Source organism: Psychroserpens sp. (genome assembly GCF_034670085.1).
Classification (GTDB): Bacteria; Bacteroidota; Bacteroidia; order Flavobacteriales; family Flavobacteriaceae; genus Psychroserpens.
The window spans coordinates 67594-89412 of record NZ_JAXMOD010000001.1 but is presented as its reverse complement, the minus strand read 5'-3'; the positions used below and the strand labels follow the sequence as shown (position 1 = coordinate 89412).

Below are 21819 nucleotides of genomic sequence, written 5' to 3'. Positions count from 1 at the left end.
ATGACTAATATATCTACGAAAACGTTATTGTTAGAATGATTAAAAAGGGTAGTTGATACCAATATTATAAACGGCATTTCCGAAATTGTAATCCTTAAACCAACGCGAGCCATTTGGTCGTGAAGGATCATAAGTTTTAAATCCAACATCTAGGCGTAATACGAAGAAACTGAAATCATAACGTACCCCAAATCCGGAGCCAATAGCTATGTTTTTTAAAGAGCTAAAGCCTTCGAATGTCGCCTCTTTATCTTCAACATCATCAAGAACGTTCCAGATATTTCCAGCATCTAAAAAGATTGCACCATTAAAACGACCAACAAGATTGAAGCGTTGTTCAGCACTTAATGTGATTTTCATATTTGCTTCATTAAATTCATTTGTAGATAATGAACTTCCTGGACCTAGATTATAGGCAGTCCAAGCTCTAATGTCATTTGGTCCACCAGCAAAGAAACTTTCTGCAAAAGGAATGTTATCAGAGTTCCCATAAGGAATAGCAACTCCAAAATAGCTTCGGATGGCAAATACGTTCTTCTTTCCTAAATCCCAGTGCTTAACGTAATCAACTTCCGTTTTAATAAATTGAGAAAAAGGAACACCTATTATTTCATATTTACCATTACTGTTTTTGTTTAAATTAAGTGTTTTCGATAAACTCGTTAAGAGGTTTCCTGCGGTTTCAACTCTAAATCTTAAAATAGAAAAATCGTTATCAAATAAGTTTTCTCTTCGATCTTTTATATAGTTGAAACTTGATGAAAAAATAAGGTTATCTTCAGTAAGTCGGTCTTTACGTTGGGAAATATTATTGACATCTTCATAACTATCATCTTCTGGATTTAATGACGTATTATTAGTTAGTACATCATTTATAAATAGATCTGCTCCATCAGGAAGCGATAAATTTGTGTCATCACTTATATAGTTTATGTCTTTTGCAATTTGATTTAATCGATCATACGAATTTTGATATACTCCAAAGTAGTTGTTTATATTTAAGTTTTTCACGAATTGAACATTAAACAAATCAATATTATTTGTTACTTTTTCTGAAGGAAACCAATTATAATTAAATGCACCTGTTAAGGTTTGTTTGTCAAGTCCAATATTTCGTTGGCTAGTAGCACCAATGCTTATTCGTGTGCTAGGAGACATGTATTTTGGAATGATTTTGTCAGTATTGAATGGGAAAAATAGTCTAGGGATGCTCAGTCTTAAATTTCCACCATACTCATTAATATCAAAAAATTGATCTTTACTATCTGATGCATCTCGTGAAGCTCCAATGGCACCTAAGGCAGATATTTCTAATGTTTCAGCTCCTCTAAATACATTTCTAATGACTAGACCAGTACTTATTGAAAACCCAACCGTTTGAATATTACTTTGAGAGACATCAAAATCAAAACCTAAGTCGTATTTTTTTTTGGGTGACAGATATATATTTGCTGTTAAAGTGGTGTCTTGAACATTTTCAATGTATTCAATATTTGGATAGTTAAATGCTTTTAATTCACTTAAATATCTATAGGTTCTTGTTCGGTCTAAATCTCTAAAAATTAAATCTTTGGTTATAAAAACGGCATCTGTCAATGCCTTTGGTCTGAATTTTAATTTTTCATAACTATAAAGGTTATAGTTTTTATATTGAATAGAATCTGTAATGGGTTTGTCTTTGTTTTCATATCTATAATCACTGTAGATATTGACATCCTTTATTTTATAGATTTTAAAAGGCACTCGAGAAACCGAATCTTCTGAACGAATTGCTCTGTTTTCTATAATTAACTCAGTGTTTACTACGTCTCCAGGCAAAATAGTATCTATGTCAAATTTGATATAATCTTGACCAAAATGAAACAAACCAGAATTTCTTAATTCTGCAGTTAGTCTGTTGCGTTCTTGTGTATAATTTAATTCATCAAATTGTTGTCCTTGTTTAATAAGAGCATATTTCTTGAATTTAGTACGATATAAAGAATCAACTACTGGAGAAGCAATATTGGTAGTAATAGAATCAAGAAAAAAAGGATTTCCTCTAGTAACATTGTAAGTTACACTTGCTCTTTGAGTACTATCTTTTTCAATATCAAATGATGTTTTTACATTGAACCAACCTTTGCTGTAAAAATATTTTTTTAAACCAGCAACTGTTTTTTCTGCTTTAGTTTCATTTAAAATAGTTGGTGCTTCCCCCGTTTTTTTTAGCCAATTATTGAATCCTTTTTTCGAACTTATTAAGGCTTCATATTGTTTTAATGATAATAATTTTTTTTGACCTGTTCTTGGGTTTTCTGGATTCCGATACTTGTCATTTAAAATAGAATCTATATTAGGTCGTGCTAAATTAAATATATGAAGTCGAAGCGGTATGCCCAATAATTGACCATTAGGTTTTTGATGAATAAGATTGCTAATCGTTTCTGTTTTATCTTTTTTGCCATCAACCAAAACAGTGTTTTCAGTCAATAAATGGTCGTTTTTACCTACGCGTTTCATGACGTTACATGAGGTGGTAAACAAGATAATCATTACTAGAAACGATATGTAGTAGAGGCTTTTTTTCAACAAAAATCAATTAGAAAAACGACGTAATTCAAATGTACAGTTTTAATGTGCTATAGCATAACAAAAAATAGACCAAAAAAGTATTACTTTGTAAATCCTATTATAAGATACAAAAGTAAATACATTTTGAGTATAACAAAAAATGAGATAAAGTTAATTAAATCCTTAGGTCAAAAAAAGTTTAGACAGCAAGAGGAGCTTTTTTTAGTTGAAGGCGTAAAGGGTATTCGAGAATTTTTAGATTCTGAGTTTGAACTCTATCAATTATTTGCAACAGAAGCTATTTTTGATGTTGAAACAAAGTTAATTTCATCAAAAGATCTTCAAAGAATTAGCGGATTAAAATCACCTAATACGGCATTGGCTATTTTTAGAATACCCAAACCAAAACCTGAAAAAGAATCGTCACTTATTTTAGCACTTGATGATGTAAGAGATCCAGGAAATTTAGGTACCATTATACGTTTATGTGATTGGTTTGGAATTGAAACTCTTGTGTGTAGTTTAGAAACTGTAGATTGTTACAATCCTAAAGTTGTACAAGCTTCGATGGGATCGTTAACTCGTGTTCAAATTAAGTATACCGATTTGGAAGATTATCTTAAACAATCAGAACTTGAAACCTTCGGAACCTTTATGGATGGAAGCAGTATTTATTCCGAAGCATTACCAAAAAAAGGAATAATAGTTATGGGTAATGAAGCCAATGGGATTTCTCCTAATATTGAACGTTTAATCCATAAAAAAATTGGCATTCCTCGTTTTGGAAACCTGAAAGCAACTGAAAGTTTAAATGTGGCTACGGCTACGGCAATTGTATTGAGTGCTGTTAAAGGGCAATAGTTTTGCGTCCAATAAACATTTTAAAATACCGTTTGCACTAATAAAAAGGCATGGATTTTGCTTATCTTTAGCTTTAATAAAACCATCTTTAATGAAATTTAGTATTCTATTTTTATTCGCTTTATGTTTTCCGTTGTTTTTATGCGCACAAGAGGAAGAAATAAATCCACCAAATTATATTAAAACAATTACCTTTAAAAGTAGAAATACTCAGCAAGGAGAATTGCCAATTTTAAGATTAAATGAACCCTTTGTTTTAGAATTTGATGCTTTAGTCGCGACGGAACCAGATTTTTACTATACCATAGAACATTATAATTACGACTGGACCCAATCTAATCTAGTAAAAATGGAGTACATGGTAGGTTTTGATGATTATAGAATTGTTGATTATCACAATTCGTATAATGCTTATCAATTATATTCTCACTATAAATTACAGATTCCTAACGCTCAAACTAGAGCATTGACCAAAACTGGGAACTATATTATTTCAATTTTTAATGATGATAGAGAGTTGGTTTTTACTAGAAAATTCATGATTTATGAGCAGAAAGTAGGCGTAGGAGTTGCTATAAAGCGTTCTAGAGATGTAAGATTTATTGCAGGCAAACAAAGTGTCGATATTTCAATAAATTCAAGTAGTTTAAATATTAATAATCCATTGCAGACTATTAATACTTTAATTATTCAAAACAATAATCTGCATACTGCTATTACAAATGTAAAACCTCAATATACTTTGGGAAAAGAGCTTGTGTATCGCTATACTAATGAGACTGCTTTCTGGGCTGGAAACGAATTTCGTTTTTTTGAAAATAAAGATATTAGAGCGGCAAATGTTGGTGTACAATTCATTGATTTAAAAGATATTTATCATAACTATTTGTTTGTTAATTCTGAACGTGCTCGACGTCCATATACGTTTAATCCAGATATTAATGGTAATTTTTTAGTTACCGCAATTGATGTTGATGACGTTAGTATTGAGGCAGATTATACTATGACACATTTTGCATTAGCTTATCCTGAATTTGATGATGGGAGCAAAATTTATATTTATGGTAATTTTAATAATTATGCATTGGAAGACATGAACAGAATGGTGTACAATAGCGATGAAAATTATTATCAAGCGGCTTTTAAACTCAAACAAGGGTTTTATAACTATAAATATGTTGTTGTAGATCCAAAAGGGAATCTAGATGAAGGCCGTATTAGTGGGAATTTTTGGCAAACAGAAAATAATTATAAAGTATTAGTGTACTACAGAGATCTTGGAGCTAGATATGATGAGTTAATCGGTTTTGGTGAAGCAAGCTCAGTCAATATTTCTAATTAAATTGAATTTGGTTTTAGGTCTAACATCAATTCTTTTCGTGTATCGTAATTTAGTTTTACTTCTATAAATCGCTCTGTGTCTTCACAATAAAAATTGCACTGTTCAATTGGTTTTGCGTACAAATGCAAGCTCAATGATTTTCCTTTAAACCTGTTTCTTAGCTTATGAAAACCAATTCTATCATTCATAAATGATAGCTGATGAGGCACAATAGTTTGTGAGCGTTCTTCTCTTAAACCACCAGAATTGTCTAAGCAATAAAAAACTTCTTCCATTTCACCTTCTAGTAAATATACCCAACAATCCTCACCATCATGACCGTGTATTGAAGTTTCTTGACCTTCGTTCCAACACAATAAAAGTAATTCAAATTGCGCATCATTATATAAGCAATTTCTTGTGTATTTTTCTGAAGACCAACTTTCAAAGGTTTTGAAATCTATAGCGTCAAAATCAAAACTATTCAATATAGAATTGTAATGTGTTTTTGAAGATTCCGACAATAGCTGTATCAGTTCTTGAATGTTTTCTGGAGATTTCAATATGCTATCAATAAATTTGAAAGGGTTTATTCTAATTTTCCGAAAAAATAGGGATAAATTTACACAAAGCCAAAAATTTTAGAATCATAAACACGTATGCATCACGACTTAAAATTGTTTATTGAACTTGCTGAATTTTTAATTAGTGAAGAAGCAAATCATCCAGTAGCAACACCTATAGATACTAAAACTCTATATAATGCTATCGATATCGAACTTCGAGATGAACCTTCAATAGACGACGGTTTTAAGGACACCTTAAAATCTATTATTAAAAGTACGCCAAAAACGGCCTCAAAAGCATTTTTTAATCAGTTGTTTGGTGGACGAATTTCAAGAGCTACGTTAGGAGATTTGTTAGCCGTTATGCTTAATAACAGCATGTATACTTACAAAGTTGCAGGTGTTCAAGTGGGAATAGAAAAGATGATTTTGCAACAAATTTGTGCGCGCATTGGGTATGGAAACACGAGTGATGGTACAATTGCTCCTGGTGGCTCTATGTGTAATTATATGGCCATGTTAATGGCTAGAGATGCCTTTGATGCGTCGATTAGAAATGAAGGTGTATCAACTAAATTAATTGCATATACATCAGAAACTTCACATTACTCGGTGACCAAAAATGCTTCTTTTGTTGGTATTGGGAGACACCAAGTTCGACATATAAAAACGAATGCTAAAGGCCAATTATTAGCTGAAGATTTAGAAAAGCAAATTCAAGATGATATTAAAAAAGGTTACCATCCATTTTTTGTAAATGCTACAGCAGGTACAACGGTTTTAGGAGCTTTTGATGATGTAGTTAGTATTAGTAAAGTATGTAAAAGTCATAAGCTTTGGTTGCATCTTGATGGGGCTTATTGTGGCTCGGTGATTTTTAGCAAACAGTATAAACATCTAGTTAATGGCATTGAGTTAACAGATTCATTCAGTTTAAATGCTCATAAAATGCTTGGGACTCCTTTAGGATGTTCAATTATTGTCACTAAAGATAAAAAGCACTTGTATCAATCGTTTTCTAATGATGCCGATTACCTGTACCAAACAGATGATGATGCTTTTAATTTAGGGAAAACATCACTTCAATGTGGTAGACGTAATGATGCATTAAAACTTTGGACATTATGGAAATCGGTAGGTAATTTTGGATTGGAGAAAATTGTGAACCATCAGTTTAACTTAGCAGAAATAGCAAGGAATTATATTACATCAAACCCAAATTATACGTTATACAGTTTTGAAGATTCTATTTCGGTGTGTTTTAATTACAAAGGGATTTCTGCAAAAACCTTATGCACTAAGCTTTACGAGCATTCAAAATTAATGGTTGGTTATGGTTCTTTTAGTGAAGATACATTTGTGAGATTAGTGACGATTAACACACAAGTAGAAGAAAAAGACCTCATGTCGTTTTTTAAAACCTTAGAGGAATTTGTTGATTCTGAAAGACTTTAGACAAAATGCTGGAAAGTACGATATCGTGTTAAATTTTTGCATAATTAAAAAAAAACGCAGATATTCATTCAAAATTTAGCTATTTTTACATCCTTAATTAAAAATCTTTAATGGTACAACAGGTTACAAGTGGCATAAAAATTTCTGTCGAAACAACTTTCGAAGGCACATTTTATAAAAATTATAAAGTGCATTTTGCGTTTGGATATAATGTGACTATTGAAAACCAAAGTAAAGATTCGGTACAATTAAATTCTAGATATTGGAAAGTGCTTGATGCTCTTAATAATGTAGAAATTATTGAAGGTGAAGGTGTTATTGGTAAAAAACCAGTTTTAAAACCTGGTGAGACACATACTTACAGCTCAGGGTGTTTGCTTACCTCTCCTTTTGGTGCAATGCAAGGCCATTACAACATGGTTAACTTTACAAACACCAATAAATTTAAGGTAATTATCCCTTCATTTAAGTTAAGCGCACCTTTCGCTCTTAACTAAATTATTTTCTTTTTAATTAGTTATAATCTCTCAGGTACTCAAATCTGTAGATAGATTCATCTTGTCTTATATGAAAGAATTTACAATTGGAATTATGAACAAAGAAATAAGTTGAATTGATATCAAAGCCTTCGGTTATAAGTTTATAAATACCATCGCAATCAATATTTCCGTAAGGGGAAATTCGTCGATATCTAAATTCAATCGGATGATTTAAATCATAAATTTCAAACCAAGCTCCTGAACCAATTCCACTTAACCATTGCGCATGATTTTTTTTAATAGTATTGTGCTTTGGTTCGATTGTACCAATCAGGCTAGGGTTATGATCTTTAAGAACATCTAAAAATAAGCGTCGATTTTCTTTGTGCTTGGTTGAGTTAAATTTTGAAATTTCATTAGATTCAGATACCACATAAACATGATTTTCAGTATCTGATAGAATAACATTTCCAATAGTGCTTGGTGTAAACCATTTAGATTTTATAAGATTGGATTTAATCGAATCGTTTGTAACGCTTGTAATTAAACTATCCGTTACAAAACGCGAGCAATTGGATGCTTCTTTTTTAAAAACGGCATAGCGCACAAAACCTTGATCTTGTAATGTTTTAATATAGTGTTTTGCTTTATGATAATCTATAGCATTACAAACCGAAGCATATAATTTGCCTTCACCATGAGTGAGTTTTGGTTGTGATGCAAAAAACTTTAAAATCTCATTAAGATTGACAATTTTATCATTTTCAATTTGAGCTCTCATCGGAATACTAAGTTCAAAGTCTGTTTCTTGTCCTCTAACTCTTCCGTAGCCAGTAGTTGTAATATACCTACCAAAGTCATAATATTCTAAACTACCAGTAGATTTTTCTATAAGAATTAATGCAGCATGACCAGCTCTTACGTATTTTTTGTTGCCAACAAATAAAAACCTAAGTATAGAAGAATACCATTCTGTAGGATGATGTACAATGGTTTCAGGATAAGCAAGTGTAAGAATAATTCCGCTATTCATATAAAAATTAAAGAAAGCAACTTACAAAAATTTACTCAGTTTTTTAACTTCCTTTTAATGGTTACTAAATCTAATTGTTATCAAAAAATCGTACCTTTGCAGCTTTAAAACAATAAGCAAATTTTAAACCAATATTTAAGATGGGAAAAGGATTTTTCAACGTACCAGTAGCTATAAATGAACCTGTGAAATCTTATGCGCCAGGTTCGCCAGAACGTGATGCAGTATTAGAAACTTACAGTAATATGTGGAATTCAAAAATTGATGTGCCTTTGTACATTAATGGAAAACACATAACAACAGGTAACACAAGAACTATGTCAGCACCTCATGATCATCAACATATTGTTGGTACTTATCATTTAGCTGAAAAATCTCATGTTGAATCTGCTATTTCTACAGCTTTAGCTGCAAGAAGTGAATGGGCTGAATTACCTTGGGAACAACGTGCAGGTATTTTTCTGAAAGCAGCTGAATTAATTGCTGGACCTTATAGAGCAAAAATAAATGCAGCAACAATGATTGCGCAATCAAAAACAGTACATCAAGCCGAAATCGATGCCTCATGTGAGTTGATAGATTTCTTGCGTTTTAATGTTCAGTTTATGACAGATATTTATCATGAACAACCAGAAAGTTCGAGTGATGCTTGGAACCGATTAGAATATCGTCCCTTAGAAGGATTTGTTTATGCTGTAACGCCTTTCAATTTTACAGCAATTGCGGCAAACCTTCCTGCTTGTATGGCAATGATGGGTAATGTTGTGGTTTGGAAACCAAGTGATAGTCAGATTTTCTCAGCGAAAATTATCATGGATGTCTTTGAAGAGGCAGGAGTTCCTCCAGGTGTAATTAATGTTGTTTTTGGTGATCCAGTTATGATTACAGATACAGTTATGGCTAGTCCAGATTTTTCAGGATTACATTTTACTGGGTCTACTTATATTTTTAAAGAGCTTTGGAAAAAAATAGGAAACAACATTCATAACTATAAAACATATCCTAGAATTGTTGGAGAAACAGGAGGTAAAGATTTTATTGTTGCTCACAAATCTGCAAATCCAAAACAAGTTGCTACTGCGATTTCTAGAGGTGCATTTGAATTTCAAGGTCAAAAATGTAGTGCAGCTTCTAGAGCTTATGTACCTTCAAATATTTGGGATGAGGTTAAAAGTCAGGTTATTGACGATGTAAAATCTTTCAAAATGGGTTCGCCTGCAGATTTAAATAACTTTGTTACGGCAGTAATTCATGAAGGATCTTTTGATAAGTTAGCTAAATATATCGATCAAGCTAAAGCTGATGCTGATGCAGAAATTATTGTTGGAGGAAACTACGACAAAAGCAAAGGGTATTTTATTGAGCCTACAGTAATTGTCACAAATAACCCTAAGTATTCTACAATGTGCACAGAGTTATTCGGACCTGTAATTACGATATATGTATATGATGAAAATCAATTTTCTGAAACCTTGAAATTAGTTGATGAAACAAGTGAATATGCCTTAACTGGAGCAATTTTATCTACAGACAGGTATGCTATTCAAGAAGCGACTAAGGCGTTACAAAATTGTGCTGGAAACTTCTATATCAACGATAAACCTACAGGTGCTGTGGTTGGTCAACAACCTTTTGGTGGAGCTAGAGCTTCTGGAACTAATGATAAAGCAGGTAGCGCACTAAACTTATTGCGTTGGGTTTCTCCACGAATGATTAAGGAAACATTTGTAACTCCAACAGATTATCGTTATCCTTTTTTAGGTGAATAACTTTCAATTAAATAAATAATAATCAAACCCAAAGCTAAACGTTTTGGGTTTTTTTCATTTAGGAATTTTGTATATTTATTGAAATCAACCTTCCTCAGCATGAAAAATTATTACTTAGTAATTGTTTTACTATTATCGGTTTCAGTTTTTGCTCAAGACAAAAATAATCCACTTTTAAAATTTGACACTTCACAAATGGAAACGACTGTTTTAGTCCATAAATCTCCAATTGTAGATATTCAAAAATATAATGAAACAACTAGTAATAGATTTGTTTTTTACCAAGCCTATAAGGCAATAGCTCAAGGTGATTTCGAAAAACGATTATTGCCATTACAAAGTTTAAAAACACTGAGTAAGCAAAGCTATTTCACTAATGTTATTCCGTTGGCAATTTTGCATTCTGAATATGATGTGATTACAGATGAAGCCATGCAGAATAATTCAGTTTCAAAAGATGCACAAGGTTATTTAGTTAATGATGGATCTTTTGTTTTTGAAAAACAACAGCTAACGGTTGCTTCAGCTCTGCGCTCTAAACATAAAGGCTTGCAAACCACTTATAATTTGGCGTCATCAAGTATTTTTAATATTTCAAATGCGTCTATTATAACTGTAGAAATTGATTTTGATGATGGCAATAATTTTAGAACCATGAATTTAAATGAAAACCTAACAGTTACTTATCTTGAAGCTGGTTTAAAGGTGATTCGTTTCAAAATTGTACTTAATACAGGAGAGGTAATTTTAAGAAATTCTACGATTGATATTACATATTCTAATTCAGATATATATTCAAGATCCAGTGATATTATAACCACTTTTACATCAAGTATTACTCCCGATTTATCTGTTTATAGTGAACCAACGTCTTATCCAGGTACTGGTGAATACGAACTGTTTTTGAGCGCAGACAATATTTTAGATAAGCCTATTTTTTTAGTTGATGGTTTTGACCCAGATGATGGGCGCTCAATTGCAGGTATATATGATTTATTAAATTTTGATAATGGAAGTACAACTTCTAATTTAGGAGATATTGTAAGAGCTGAAGGCTTCGATATTGTAATTTTAAATTTCCCTATTTATGTAAGAACACAAGATGGAGCAGTTATTGACGGTGGAGCAGATTTTATTGAACGAAACGCAATGTTATTAGTTGATTTGATTAATACAATTAATTCCGATAAAGTAGGTAATGAGCAAAATGTTGTTATCGGACCAAGTATGGGTGGACTTATTTCTCGTTATGCTCTTAGTTATATGGAAAGTCAGAACATGGTTCACGACACTAGACTTTGGATATCTTTTGATGCTCCTCATCAAGGGGCAAATGTGCCAATTGGTTTTCAGCACCAATTTAATTTCTTAGCGTTTGGTTTAGATGATTTTTGGATCCTTGGTGATCAAAATGTAGAAGAATTGCAACCTATAATTGATGGGATGTTAAAATCTCCTGCAGCAAGACAAATGCTTACCGATCAGTTCGAGTCGCATATTACAAATAGTGATGGTGTGACCTTTAATGGAACTCTAGCGTTGCCACAACCTAACTATTTTAAGTCATTATTTGATTCAAGAATAAATAGTTTTACACCTTCAGGTTTTCCTGAGCTTACCAGAAATGTGTCTATAATTAATGGTAGCGGAATGAATAATCGTTACCAAAATAATGCTAATCCAGTAAGTGATTTATTACCAGGAAACCAAATTTTAGATGCAGATATTAATATAATGACTGGTGCCGATTTAAAAGTAGAAACATATTTTACTCCAAATGCTGGAACGCAAATAGAAACAAGTAAAGTACATTTAGATTTTGCATGGTGGTTTCCTTTAGCGAACGACAGAATCAATAATGCTAGTGCTGCATCATATACCTATTCTAATGGAATAGATGCTGGCTCTGGTGGACTATTTGATATTCTTGGACTAACGACGGACTTAGCCACTGACGGACTAGTTGGCGAATTCTTAGGCTCCTTAAGTACAGATTATTTTAATTTCATACCAAGTGTTAGTGCTATGGCTTTGGAACCTATAAACAACCAAATTAATTGGTTTGACACACTCGCAAGTGTGACTACTAATGATACACCTTTTGTGAGTTGGTATATGCCAGATGATAATGAACCACATGTAACTTTAACAGATGCCAATGTAGCATTTGCGTTAAACGAAATTATACCAGAAACCTTATCTATGTCTGCTTTTGAAAATGAAAATATAATTCAGATTGAAAGCAATCCAGTAGTAAATGAACTTGTTATTTTAAGTGGAACTCCTATTAATGATGTATTTATTGAAATGTATGATGTTACGGGGAAAATAGTGTATAAAAATAACTTTAATTCACTTTCAAATAGAACTGTAATTTCATTGGATTTGGACTCAGGATTATATGTTTTGAACATGGCAGCTAAAGACCATCTAAACTATAAAACGAAAATAGTAGTAAAGTAATCTTACCTGATATTGACGCATAAAAAAGAGGCTAGATTTATAACCTAGCCTCTTTTATTTGTTTATAAAACGTTTCGCTTAATCGAAATCAATTGAGCTTCCCACTTCCACTTCCTGAACATTATAAATGTCATAGTGAGGAGAATTTGTATGAACTTCATTAAAGTAATCTGTAAATGTTTTAGTGTAAGTGTTTCTTACAAAAGCAATAACTTTTAAGTTAGCCATATTATCAATATTAGCAGGTAAAGCTAGATTAGTGAAATTTCTAACATAATCTTGTGTTAATGAAATGCCTCCAGCAGGAATCACATCACCAAGTTGATCTGTATAAACTTCTCTTAAAACATCTTTATGTACATAACTAGAACCTTGAGAAGATCCAGCTTGTGCAGACGCTGTAGTTACATTATCTTCAATTAAATATAGCATTAATTTAACTTCTTCACCTGGAAGAGCATTGAAACCAACTTTAACTTCAACGTTTAACATACCACCTGAAATAGAAGCATCTAATGCAAGTCCGCAAGTAGCAGTCTCAGATAATTCAGCATTCACTTGTGCCATATTTGGGAAATCCCATCGTGTATCAGGACCATTAACATAAACAGTTGGGAAACCAGTTACATTATAATAAGTTGCCCAAAAACCAGTTTCAGGTATTTCCATTGGGTCAGGATAACTTGCAAACCCATCGTGGTAACCTACTCCGAATACATTTGAATTTGTGTTTAATGCACTAGAAATAGCAGATGCAGCAGGAGGACAGTTTGGACACCATGTTCCAGTAAAGTCTTCTAATAATGCCTTTTTCGTAAATACTTTTACAACATTAATTGTATTAGACGCTGTTAAAGCATTATAATTTGCTACTACAGTATATTCACCTTCTGCAACGAATTGATGTGGATTACTTACAGCATTTCCATCTACAGTAAATGTAGAAGAAGCAGAAACATCAGCTCCTAAACTATCGTAGACTATAAAAGTAGCGTCTTCATTAACATTAATTGGGTTTTGAGCAAATACTAAAGTTAAATCATCTTCTGTTGAAACTACAACAGTTACAGTATTTGATGTAAGACTTCCATAAGTTGCTATAACATCATGTGATCCTGGAGTAGTAAAAACATAAGGATTTGATCTAGTAATACCATCAACTTTAAATGTTGTTTGAGCAGTTACATTGTTACCAAGATCGTCAACTACAGAAAAAGTAACAGGATTACCAACAGTAATTGCTGTTGCGTCTGCAGATAAGACAATTGATGTAGCAGTGCCTCCTCCGCCATCACCTGATGTGTTTTCATCTGATGAACTACAAGATACTACTGCCATGGAAGCAGAAATAAACAATGCTAATAAAAATTTTAATTTGTGATTTACTTTCATTTTGGTATAATATTTGGTTTATTTGCGACGAATATACTAATTATATGTTAAATAATTAAGACAAATACAACGCAAATTATTTAGTATTAAAACATCTCATAATGAAATCGATTTTCTTCATTCTTATTTTTACATTTTCTTTAAATATATTTTCTCAAGATCAAGTTTTAGATATAACTCTTAAAACATTGGATGGTGAAACTACTAATCTTAAAGAGGTTACAGAAAAAAATAGTCTTGTCGTAGTCTCTTTATGGGCAACTTGGTGTGTGCCTTGTAAAAATGAATTAGATGCCATTAATGATGTATATGACGATTGGAAAGAAGAAACAAACGTGGAATTAATTGCAGTTTCTGTTGATGATTCTAGAACTGTAAATAGGGTTAAACCATTAGTTAATGGAAAAGCATGGGATTATACCATTCTTTTAGATACTAATAATGATTTGAAAAGAGCTTTGAATACTGCGATTGTGCCATATACCTTGATTTTGAAAGATGGAGAAATTGTATTTAGACATACTGGATATACGCCTGGTTCTGAAGATGCCATATATGAAGAATTAAAAAAGCATTTATAAATCTACCTCCTTATTTACTAATCAAAATCAATCATCAGCATGAAAGGTTCACTCTTTTTAATTATATCTATTTGTTTATTTTCAATACCTACTTTTGCTCAAGAAGAAGAAAATAATGAAGAAGAAGATAAATCAACGTTCAAGGAGATTTTGAATAATTTGTCAGGAAGTTTTGAGAGTAATGGACAATGGTATCTTAATGACAAAAAGACCGGAACTTTTGAAGATGAAGACCACGTTAGAGCAAATAGTTATCTGAGACTAAATTATTACTTTTTAAAAAATTTCACAGCTGGAATTCAAATAGAAAGTTATGTTCCAAAATCACTGTTAAATTATGACCGCCTTTTAAATAAGAAAATTGATCTGGCTCAATATTATGTCAATTACCGTACTGAAAAAATTGATGCAACAGCTGGTTACTTTTACGAACAATATGGAAGCGGTTTAGTGTTAAGACTTTGGGAAGATACTTTTTTGGGTTTGAACAATTCCATGCGAGGTGGAAAAGTAATGTATAAACCTTTTGATTTTTTAGAAGTAAAAGCGCTTTATGGTAATCAACGTAGAAGTTTGGATATTTCAGATTCAAACATCATGGCTGCTAATGTAGAATTTGATATTAATAAAGCTTTTTCTGGTTCGACCTTTGACGAGATTTCTCTTGGATTGAGTTATGTTAATAGAAGTGAAGGATTTGTAAGTACGAGTGAAGACGTAAATAAAATAACGATTCCAAATGAGGTTGGTGCGTATTCAGCTAGAGTTAATTTAGGATATAAAAATCTATACGTTAATGCTGAATATGTCTACAAAGAAAAAGATGTAAGGTTAAATAATATACGACCAAATAGTGTGACGTATTCAGAAAACAAGCTGTTTGATGGAAATGCTATGCTTCTAAATCTTGGTTATTCGAGAAGAGGGTTTGGAGTAAATTATACCTTCAGAAGGCTTGAGAATATGAGTTTCTTTTCGCAAAGGGAAGATAAAAACTTAATTAATAACCCAACCCAAAGAGCAACAATTAACTTTATACCATCGTTAACAAAACAACAAGATTACACCCTTGCAAATATCTATTTATACCAAGCTCAACCTGGTTTATATGTTGAAAATTACGAATCGCCAAGAGTGAAGGCAGGAGAGATTGGTAATCAAATAGATGTGTTTTACAACATTCCTAAGGGAACTGCACTTGGAGGAAAATATGGAACAAAAATATCAGCAAATCTAGCTTATTGGGCTAGTTTAAATGTGAGAGTTTCAGATCCAGATGGTGTTCCTTTTTTCAGTAGTGATAACCTAACCTATAAAAGTGATTTCCTGAATTTTAAAAATAAAAATTATTCAGACCTTAATCTTGAAGTAAAAAAGAAATGGTCTAAAAACTGGAGCTCAATTTTTACATATATCAACATGTTTTATAATACAGATTATTTGGTTGAAGCTAACGGAACTTCTGTAAAAGCATGGATTGGCGTCGCAGAGACAACAGTGAAATTTGGTAAAGGAAAATCTTTAAGACTTGAAGGACAGCACTTAGCTACAAATGATGATGCTAGAAACTGGGTTGGAGGAACTATTGAGTATTTCTTTAGTCCAAGATTTGGAGTGTATTTCAATGACTCCTATAACTATGAAGATAGTCCTATTGTTGAAAATTCTAAGATTCATTTCTTTAATCTGGGCGGAAGTTTTACAAAAGGTGCCACTAGAGCAGCTTTAAACTATGGAAGACAACGAGGAGGATTAATCTGTGTTGGAGGTGTTTGTAGACCAGTTAGTAAAAACTCAGGAGTAACCTTGAACTTATCAACATCGTTTTAATACTTAGTGTTTTTGTTTATCGTGTATTTTAACCCTTGTATTTAAGTGGTAAATGCACAACTTTTTTGGTATCAAAGAAGTCTTCTTTAAAATAATCACTTAAATTATAAATTGTAGCTGTTCTATAAGTTTCTAGCTCTTCACTTAAGTCGCCTCCTTTTAAATACAGAATGCCGTTTCTAAGTTCGTGTTTTTGCTCTTTTGCAATTTTTCCCTTCACCCAATGAACAAATGTTGGCATCGCGGCAACAGCTCTGCTAACAATAAAATCAAACTGACCGTCAATGTTTTCAACACGATCATGAGACGTTTTTACGTTGGTTAAACCTAATCCATTAACAACTTCATTGACTACTTTAAGCTTCTTCGCGATGCTATCAACTAAATGAAATTGAGTTTCCGGAAATAAAATGGCCAAAGGAATTCCAGGAAAACCACCACCTGTCCCAACATCTAATATTTTTGAATGAGGTAAGAAGGACAGCACTTTAGCAATGCCTAAAGAATGAAGAACATGACGTAAGTATAATTCATCGATGTCTTTTCGGGATACTACATTAATTTTTAAATTCCAGTCTTTGTATAATGTTTCTAACAACTGAAACTGTTGAATTTGTAGGTCAGATAAATCTGGAAAATAATTTTGTATGAGTTGCATTGTTTGGATTTTTCAACAAAAGTATGCATTTTTATGTGTATATTTTTACGAAATAATTAGCATTAAGGCAGCTTTAATTATTTATATTTGCCACATTATACGAAGGCTAATTAAATTGCGTTAGCATTAAAAACACGAATACCATGACAAAGCAAACGTTATCTTTTTCAAGAACAGACTCTGCTAAATTTTTCAGAACATTAAATAAACGTGTAAATGATTATTTTAAAGAAAATAACATTAAAAAAACAGGAAATTGGAAGCTTTACATAAAAGCTATAGTAATGTTTACATTATTACTTGGACCATTAGTGTTGTTATTAACAGTTGATTTGCCAACATGGTTGCAGATTATATGCATGATGGTTATTGGTGTTGGAATGGCAGGAGTTGGAATGAATGTTATGCATGATGCAAACCATGGTTCTTTTTCTAGTAAAAAATGGGTTAATAAATTAATGGGAAGCAGTATTCATATCTTAGCTGGTAATGATTATAACTGGAAAGTACAACACAATGTATTACACCATACGTATACTAATATTCAAGGACATGATGAAGATATTGATGCTGGTAGAATAATCCGTTTTTCTAAACATTCCAAATGGTTAAAAATCCATAAATATCAAAAGTATTATGCTTTTTTATTATATGGTTTATTAACTGTAAATTGGGCTATTACTACAGATTTCAAACAAACTTACGTCTACCTTAAAAGAAAATTATCATATGGTGACTTTCCAAATCCTGCGACGCAATGGACGAAGTTAATCATCGGTAAAATAATATATTATTCAATTTGGGTCGTATTACCTATCGCTTTAGGTTATGCTTGGTGGCAAGTTTTAATTGGATTCTTAATTATGCATTATACGGCTGGAATTATTCTTAGTGTGATATTTCAATTAGCACATGTAATGCCAAATACCGAAATGCCATTGCCGGACGAAAATGGAAACATGAAAAATACGTGGGCAATTCACCAATTATTTACCACTTCTAATTTTTCACCTAAAAGCTGGATTGTTGAGTTTTATACTGGTGGTCTAAACAGACAAGTCGAGCATCACTTGTTTTCGAATATAAGTCATGTTCATTATAAGAATATTGCTAAAATAGTAAGAGAAACAGCTCATGAGTTCAGTTTGCCTTATAACGAATACAATTCAATATGGACAGCTATTTCTGAACATTACCAGCAATTAAAAGCATTAGGTAAGAATCCAAGTTTGGCTTAATACAATTTCCAGTTTAAACATAACTAATCAAGAATGAGTCTACTTTCAGAAAGAGTCTTAAATATGTCAACTTCTGCCACTTTAGCTATGGCTGCTAAGGCAAGAGAGTTAAAAGCAGAAGGAAAAGATATCATTGGTTTAAGTCTTGGAGAACCAGATTTTAATACTCCAGATTTCATAAAAGAAGCTGCTAAACGGGCTATTGATGACAATTATAATTCATACACGCCAGTTGATGGTTATGTCGAATTAAAACAAGCCATCATTACGAAGTTTAAAAGAGATAATCAGCTTGATTATGCTTTAGATCAAATAGTAGTTTCAACAGGTGCAAAGCAAGCTTTGGCAAATATTGCAGCTGTTTTATTGAACAAAGGAGATGAGGTTATTTTACCTTGTCCATACTGGGTGAGTTATAGTGATATTGTTAAATTAAATGAAGGTATTCCAGTAGAGGTTAAAACATCAATAGAAAATGATTTTAAGCTCACTCCACAGCAATTGGAAGCTGCAATTACTCCAAAAACTAAAATGATTTGGTACAGTTCTCCGTGTAATCCGAGCGGATCTGTATATAGCAAAGAGGAATTAAGAGCTTTAGCTGACATACTTCGGAAATATCCTAATATTATAGTGGTGTCAGATGAAATATACGAGCATATTAATTTTGTAGGAGGTCATGCGAGCATGGCTCAATTTGAAGATATGTTTGACAGAACAGTTACTGTTAATGGTGTTTCAAAAGCATTTGCAATGACTGGGTGGAGAATTGGATATATTGGTGCTCCTGTCAAAATTGCTCGTGCTTGTAATAAAATGCAAGGCCAAGTAACAAGTGGAGCTAATTGTATTGCACAACGAGCGGTTATCACTGCCTTAAACGAATCACCTTCACGTGTGCAATTCATGATTGACGAATTTAAAGTAAGACGAGAGCTTATTTTAGACTTATTAAGTCATATTGAAGGGTTTAAAACCAATGTTCCAGAAGGCGCTTTTTACGTCTTTCCAGATGTCTCCTATTACTTCGGAAAAACAATTAAAGGCGTAACTATAAATAGCGCTACAGAATTGTCGTTATTTTTATTAGAACACGCCAATGTTGCGACGGTTACTGGTGAAGCTTTTGGAAACCCTAACTGCATTAGAATCTCATATGCGGCTTCTCAAGAACAAATTATTGAAGCTATAAAAAGGATTAAAGATGTTTTAGCCTAAATTTATAAATCTAAAAATATTATAAGCCAGTTTAGTAATACTAATCTGGCTTTTTTTATAATTTGGAAATCCAATAGGTTATAACTATAAGGCCAATAACTGCCGTAACTATTTTCTTAACCAAGAGTTTTCGTTGTTGTCTTTTAACTTTTAAACGAATGCGTTTTAATACATGTGGTTGTAATTGAGGTAAAACATAAGGTTTATAACCGTCTTTTTTACTTGTGCCTCCATTCATTTTAGTAAATGGCTTACGCTTTCCGTTTTTTAATAAATTCCTATTATTTTGAATTGTAGCATTCATTGATGAGATTGAGCCCATGATATCTTTTTTTATGCTGAAATACTTCAGACGTCAATACGTTGTAGTTAGTGTATATAATGCCTGTCGATTTGTAAATACGCATCGAGATAACATTAATTCAGAATGTAAAAGATAGTTTTGAGAAAGTGCTCAATCATACCAGTTAAAAGGTCTAATTGTAAAGCAGTATTAAAAAATTACTGCAAGGACGATTACAAAAACAGACACTTTTAAAAGAGTTTCAATACTTGAAGTAAATTGATATTGTCTGCTTTTTACACGTTGCTTAATACCAAAGATAGAAGTTGATTTGCGGTTGTTTAAATTGCATTTAACAACTTTCTTGTAATTTGAATTTAAGATACCTAATGGTGATTCAAATTCTGTTTCTAAGCGACGTATGGGTAACGGCTCTAATTCTTGTGTGATTGATAATTCCATGATGGTTGATTTTTTATGATTATACAAATAAGACGTACAATTCATATAAATGTTACATCAACATTAGCTCTAAGTTGTTAGAAACCAAGTGTTAAATTCCCGAATCACCTATAAATGCTAATTGATTTTGAAATTGTTAAAATTGAAAAATAATTTTAGATTTATCTGTTTCTCCAGAAAAAAGGTGTCAATAAAATTAAAACCGTGAAGAGTTCAAGACGACCAATAAGCATTAAAAAGGAAGACCACCATTTTCCAAATGCTGGCAACTCTGCATAATTATTTACTGGACCAAAATTGCCAAGAGCAGGACCTACATTTCCTAAACTTGAAGCAGAAAGTCCTATGGCAGATTCAAAATCGATTTGTAGCATAGAAAAAACCAAAGCTCCAATAATAAATGAAATCATATAGAGGATAAAGAACCCTAAAATATTAAACACAATATCTCCAGAAACACTTTTCTTATTGTAGCGAACAGGTAAAATGGCGTTTGGGTGCAATGCACGTTTGAATTCTAGGAATCCATTTTTTATCATAATCATATGACGTACAACTTTTACACCTCCAGAAGTACTCCCAGCAGAACCTCCTAAAAACATTAATCCGAAAAAAAACACAACAAGAAATGGAGTCCATAACGTATAGTCTGCGGTAACAAATCCGGTTGTTGTAATAATAGCTAATACCTGAAATAGAGCATGACGAATAGACGCTTCACCTTTTCCAAATACCATTGGATGATCAATTGATGATATGGAGAAGTCTGCTCTAAAATATATGATAAGCGCAGCTATAATGGTAAATAAAGCAATAAACTTAAAATAAAGTTTAAACTCTTCATCCCTTATGGCTTTTTGAACTTTACCTTTAAAGGCAAAGTAACTCAATATAAAGTTGGTTCCGGCCAAAAACATAAACACAATAATAATATATTGAATGATTGGTTGTCCATTCCAAAAGGCTACACTTGCATTTTTAGTAGAAAAACCTCCTGTGGATAACGTACACAACGAATGATTTATAGCATCAAAAAATGACATACCTGCAACTTGTAATAAAATGGTTTCGGCAGCAGTATAACCGAAATAAATGAGCCAAAGACGTTTTGCAGTATCTGTAATTCTAGGGTGGAGTTTATCTGCGTTTGGGCCAGGTGCTTCTGCTGCAAAAAGTTGCATGCCTCCAATTCCTAATAATGGTAAAATGGCAATGGCTAGAACTATAATTCCCATACCACCAATCCAATGTGTTAGACTTCTCCAGAACAAAATACCTTCAGGTAATGATTCAATATCATTTAGTATTGAAGCTCCTGTAGTGGTGTAACCCGACATGGTTTCGAAAAAAGCATTAGTAAAGCTAGGAATGGATTCTGTGAATATGTAAGGAATTGTTCCTGTTAAAGCCATGACAATCCAGCCAAAAGAAACTACAAGATAGCCTTCACGTTTATTGAGTTCTTTTCTGTGGTCTTTTGTAGCAAGCATTGAAATCCCTCCTGCTATAAGGACCAATATTCCTGATAATAGAATTTGTGTAGTTACACCATCTTTATATATAAAACTTACTAAAGCAGCCAATAGCATGAAACCACCATTAAATAACAATAACAATCCGAAAAAATGGAATATGATTTTGAAATTGAGTTTCATTG

The 21819-nt window shown here is 32.3% G+C and carries 18 protein-coding genes; 10 read left to right on the top strand and 8 right to left on the bottom strand.

Going from position 1 to position 21819, the window contains the following annotated elements; genetic code table 11:
* Positions 1–39: 39 nt before the first annotated feature.
* Complete coding sequence (locus VOI25_RS00380; RefSeq protein WP_323786894.1) at positions 40–2502, bottom strand: BamA/TamA family outer membrane protein; 2463 nt, start codon at positions 2500–2502, stop codon at positions 40–42.
* 195 nt (positions 2503–2697) lie between these two features.
* On the opposite strand from VOI25_RS00380, the gene VOI25_RS00375 reads away from it, so the two are divergent.
* Both VOI25_RS00375 and VOI25_RS00370 read left to right on the top strand, forming a co-directional pair.
* Positions 2698–3414: an RNA methyltransferase gene (locus VOI25_RS00375; protein WP_323786893.1), complete on the top strand. Its 717-nt coding sequence runs from the start codon at positions 2698–2700 to the stop codon at positions 3412–3414.
* A 91-nt stretch (positions 3415–3505) separates the two neighbouring features.
* Positions 3506–4756 (top strand): DUF5103 domain-containing protein, encoded by a 1251-nt coding sequence (locus tag VOI25_RS00370; protein ID WP_323786892.1) that lies wholly within the window; start codon positions 3506–3508, stop codon positions 4754–4756.
* Here VOI25_RS00370 and VOI25_RS00365 read toward each other — a convergent pair.
* A complete protein-coding gene (locus tag VOI25_RS00365) occupies positions 4753–5298 on the bottom strand; it encodes a cysteine dioxygenase family protein (RefSeq protein WP_323786891.1) in 546 nt (181 codons plus the stop codon). The two genes, VOI25_RS00370 and VOI25_RS00365, sit on opposite strands and share 4 nt — an antisense overlap.
* Before the next feature lie 96 nt (positions 5299–5394).
* Between VOI25_RS00365 and VOI25_RS00360 the strand changes: the two genes are divergently transcribed.
* Positions 5395–6756 carry a pyridoxal phosphate-dependent decarboxylase family protein gene (locus tag VOI25_RS00360; RefSeq protein ID WP_323786890.1) on the top strand — a complete coding sequence of 454 codons (1362 nt, stop codon included), beginning with the start codon at positions 5395–5397 and terminating at the stop codon, positions 6754–6756.
* Between the two features lie 110 nt (positions 6757–6866).
* Complete coding sequence (gene apaG / locus VOI25_RS00355) at positions 6867–7253, top strand: Co2+/Mg2+ efflux protein ApaG (RefSeq protein ID WP_323786889.1); 387 nt, start codon at positions 6867–6869, stop codon at positions 7251–7253.
* A 16-nt stretch (positions 7254–7269) separates the two neighbouring features.
* Here the strand turns inward: apaG and VOI25_RS00350 are convergent, their stop codons facing one another.
* On the bottom strand, positions 7270–8268 hold the full coding sequence (locus VOI25_RS00350) for a DUF6695 family protein (protein ID WP_323786888.1): 999 nt from the start codon (positions 8266–8268) through the stop codon (positions 7270–7272).
* Positions 8269–8408: 140 nt separating this feature from the next.
* On the opposite strand from VOI25_RS00350, the gene pruA reads away from it, so the two are divergent.
* The gene (gene pruA, locus VOI25_RS00345) at positions 8409–10037 is read left to right on the top strand and encodes an L-glutamate gamma-semialdehyde dehydrogenase (RefSeq protein WP_323786887.1); all 1629 of its coding nucleotides are present in this window, start codon (positions 8409–8411) and stop codon (positions 10035–10037) included.
* Between the two features lie 99 nt (positions 10038–10136).
* The gene (locus tag VOI25_RS00340) at positions 10137–12500 is read left to right on the top strand and encodes a T9SS type A sorting domain-containing protein (protein WP_323786886.1); all 2364 of its coding nucleotides are present in this window, start codon (positions 10137–10139) and stop codon (positions 12498–12500) included.
* Positions 12501–12578: 78 nt separating this feature from the next.
* Here VOI25_RS00340 and VOI25_RS00335 read toward each other — a convergent pair whose 3' ends face one another.
* Positions 12579–13892, bottom strand: coding sequence for an Omp28-related outer membrane protein (locus VOI25_RS00335; RefSeq protein WP_323786885.1), 1314 nt, complete (start codon positions 13890–13892; stop codon positions 12579–12581).
* A 101-nt stretch (positions 13893–13993) separates the two neighbouring features.
* Between VOI25_RS00335 and VOI25_RS00330 the strand changes: the two genes are divergently transcribed.
* Together VOI25_RS00330 and VOI25_RS00325 are read left to right on the top strand one after the other, a co-directional pair.
* On the top strand, positions 13994–14473 hold the full coding sequence (locus tag VOI25_RS00330) for a TlpA disulfide reductase family protein (protein WP_323786883.1): 480 nt from the start codon (positions 13994–13996) through the stop codon (positions 14471–14473).
* Positions 14474–14512: 39 nt separating this feature from the next.
* Complete coding sequence (locus VOI25_RS00325) at positions 14513–16303, top strand: DUF6029 family protein (protein WP_323786882.1); 1791 nt, start codon at positions 14513–14515, stop codon at positions 16301–16303.
* 28 nt (positions 16304–16331) lie between these two features.
* Here the strand turns inward: VOI25_RS00325 and rsmG are convergent, their stop codons facing one another.
* The gene (rsmG, locus tag VOI25_RS00320; protein ID WP_323786881.1) at positions 16332–16961 is read right to left on the bottom strand and encodes a 16S rRNA (guanine(527)-N(7))-methyltransferase RsmG; all 630 of its coding nucleotides are present in this window, start codon (positions 16959–16961) and stop codon (positions 16332–16334) included.
* A gap of 143 nt (positions 16962–17104) precedes the next feature.
* On the opposite strand from rsmG, the gene VOI25_RS00315 reads away from it, so the two are divergent.
* Positions 17105–18199 (top strand): acyl-CoA desaturase, encoded by a 1095-nt coding sequence (locus VOI25_RS00315; RefSeq protein ID WP_323786880.1) that lies wholly within the window; start codon positions 17105–17107, stop codon positions 18197–18199.
* A 33-nt stretch (positions 18200–18232) separates the two neighbouring features.
* Positions 18233–19417: a pyridoxal phosphate-dependent aminotransferase gene (locus VOI25_RS00310; protein WP_323786879.1), complete on the top strand. Its 1185-nt coding sequence runs from the start codon at positions 18233–18235 to the stop codon at positions 19415–19417.
* A gap of 55 nt (positions 19418–19472) precedes the next feature.
* Here VOI25_RS00310 and VOI25_RS00305 read toward each other — a convergent pair whose 3' ends face one another.
* The 3 genes from VOI25_RS00305 to VOI25_RS00295 form a co-directional block, all read right to left on the bottom strand.
* A complete protein-coding gene (locus VOI25_RS00305) occupies positions 19473–19739 on the bottom strand; it encodes a hypothetical protein (protein ID WP_323786877.1) in 267 nt (88 codons plus the stop codon).
* Between the two features lie 171 nt (positions 19740–19910).
* Positions 19911–20162: a hypothetical protein gene (locus VOI25_RS00300; protein WP_323786876.1), complete on the bottom strand. Its 252-nt coding sequence runs from the start codon at positions 20160–20162 to the stop codon at positions 19911–19913.
* A 161-nt stretch (positions 20163–20323) separates the two neighbouring features.
* Entirely contained in the window at positions 20324–21817 is a 1494-nt protein-coding gene (locus VOI25_RS00295) for a TrkH family potassium uptake protein (protein ID WP_323786875.1), read from the bottom strand.
* Positions 21818–21819 lie beyond the last annotated feature (2 nt).

Excerpts from the sequence above, each read along its gene's own strand:
- VOI25_RS00380 (WP_323786894.1), bottom strand. The coding sequence starts at position 2,502 with ATGAAACGCGTAGGTAAAAACGACCATTTATTGACTGAAAACACTGTT.
- VOI25_RS00370 (WP_323786892.1), top strand. The coding sequence starts at position 3,506 with ATGAAATTTAGTATTCTATTTTTATTCGCTTTATGTTTTCCGTTGTTT.
- VOI25_RS00360 (WP_323786890.1), top strand. The coding sequence starts at position 5,395 with ATGCATCACGACTTAAAATTGTTTATTGAACTTGCTGAATTTTTAATT.
- apaG (WP_323786889.1), top strand. The coding sequence starts at position 6,867 with ATGGTACAACAGGTTACAAGTGGCATAAAAATTTCTGTCGAAACAACT.
- VOI25_RS00350 (WP_323786888.1), bottom strand. The coding sequence starts at position 8,268 with ATGAATAGCGGAATTATTCTTACACTTGCTTATCCTGAAACCATTGTA.
- pruA (WP_323786887.1), top strand. The coding sequence starts at position 8,409 with ATGGGAAAAGGATTTTTCAACGTACCAGTAGCTATAAATGAACCTGTG.
- VOI25_RS00340 (WP_323786886.1), top strand. The coding sequence starts at position 10,137 with ATGAAAAATTATTACTTAGTAATTGTTTTACTATTATCGGTTTCAGTT.
- VOI25_RS00335 (WP_323786885.1), bottom strand. The coding sequence starts at position 13,892 with ATGAAAGTAAATCACAAATTAAAATTTTTATTAGCATTGTTTATTTCT.
- VOI25_RS00330 (WP_323786883.1), top strand. The coding sequence starts at position 13,994 with ATGAAATCGATTTTCTTCATTCTTATTTTTACATTTTCTTTAAATATA.
- VOI25_RS00325 (WP_323786882.1), top strand. The coding sequence starts at position 14,513 with ATGAAAGGTTCACTCTTTTTAATTATATCTATTTGTTTATTTTCAATA.
- rsmG (WP_323786881.1), bottom strand. The coding sequence starts at position 16,961 with ATGCAACTCATACAAAATTATTTTCCAGATTTATCTGACCTACAAATT.
- VOI25_RS00315 (WP_323786880.1), top strand. The coding sequence starts at position 17,105 with ATGACAAAGCAAACGTTATCTTTTTCAAGAACAGACTCTGCTAAATTT.
- VOI25_RS00310 (WP_323786879.1), top strand. The coding sequence starts at position 18,233 with ATGAGTCTACTTTCAGAAAGAGTCTTAAATATGTCAACTTCTGCCACT.
- VOI25_RS00305 (WP_323786877.1), bottom strand. The coding sequence starts at position 19,739 with ATGGGCTCAATCTCATCAATGAATGCTACAATTCAAAATAATAGGAAT.
- VOI25_RS00300 (WP_323786876.1), bottom strand. The coding sequence starts at position 20,162 with ATGGAATTATCAATCACACAAGAATTAGAGCCGTTACCCATACGTCGC.
- VOI25_RS00295 (WP_323786875.1), bottom strand. The coding sequence starts at position 21,817 with ATGAAACTCAATTTCAAAATCATATTCCATTTTTTCGGATTGTTATTG.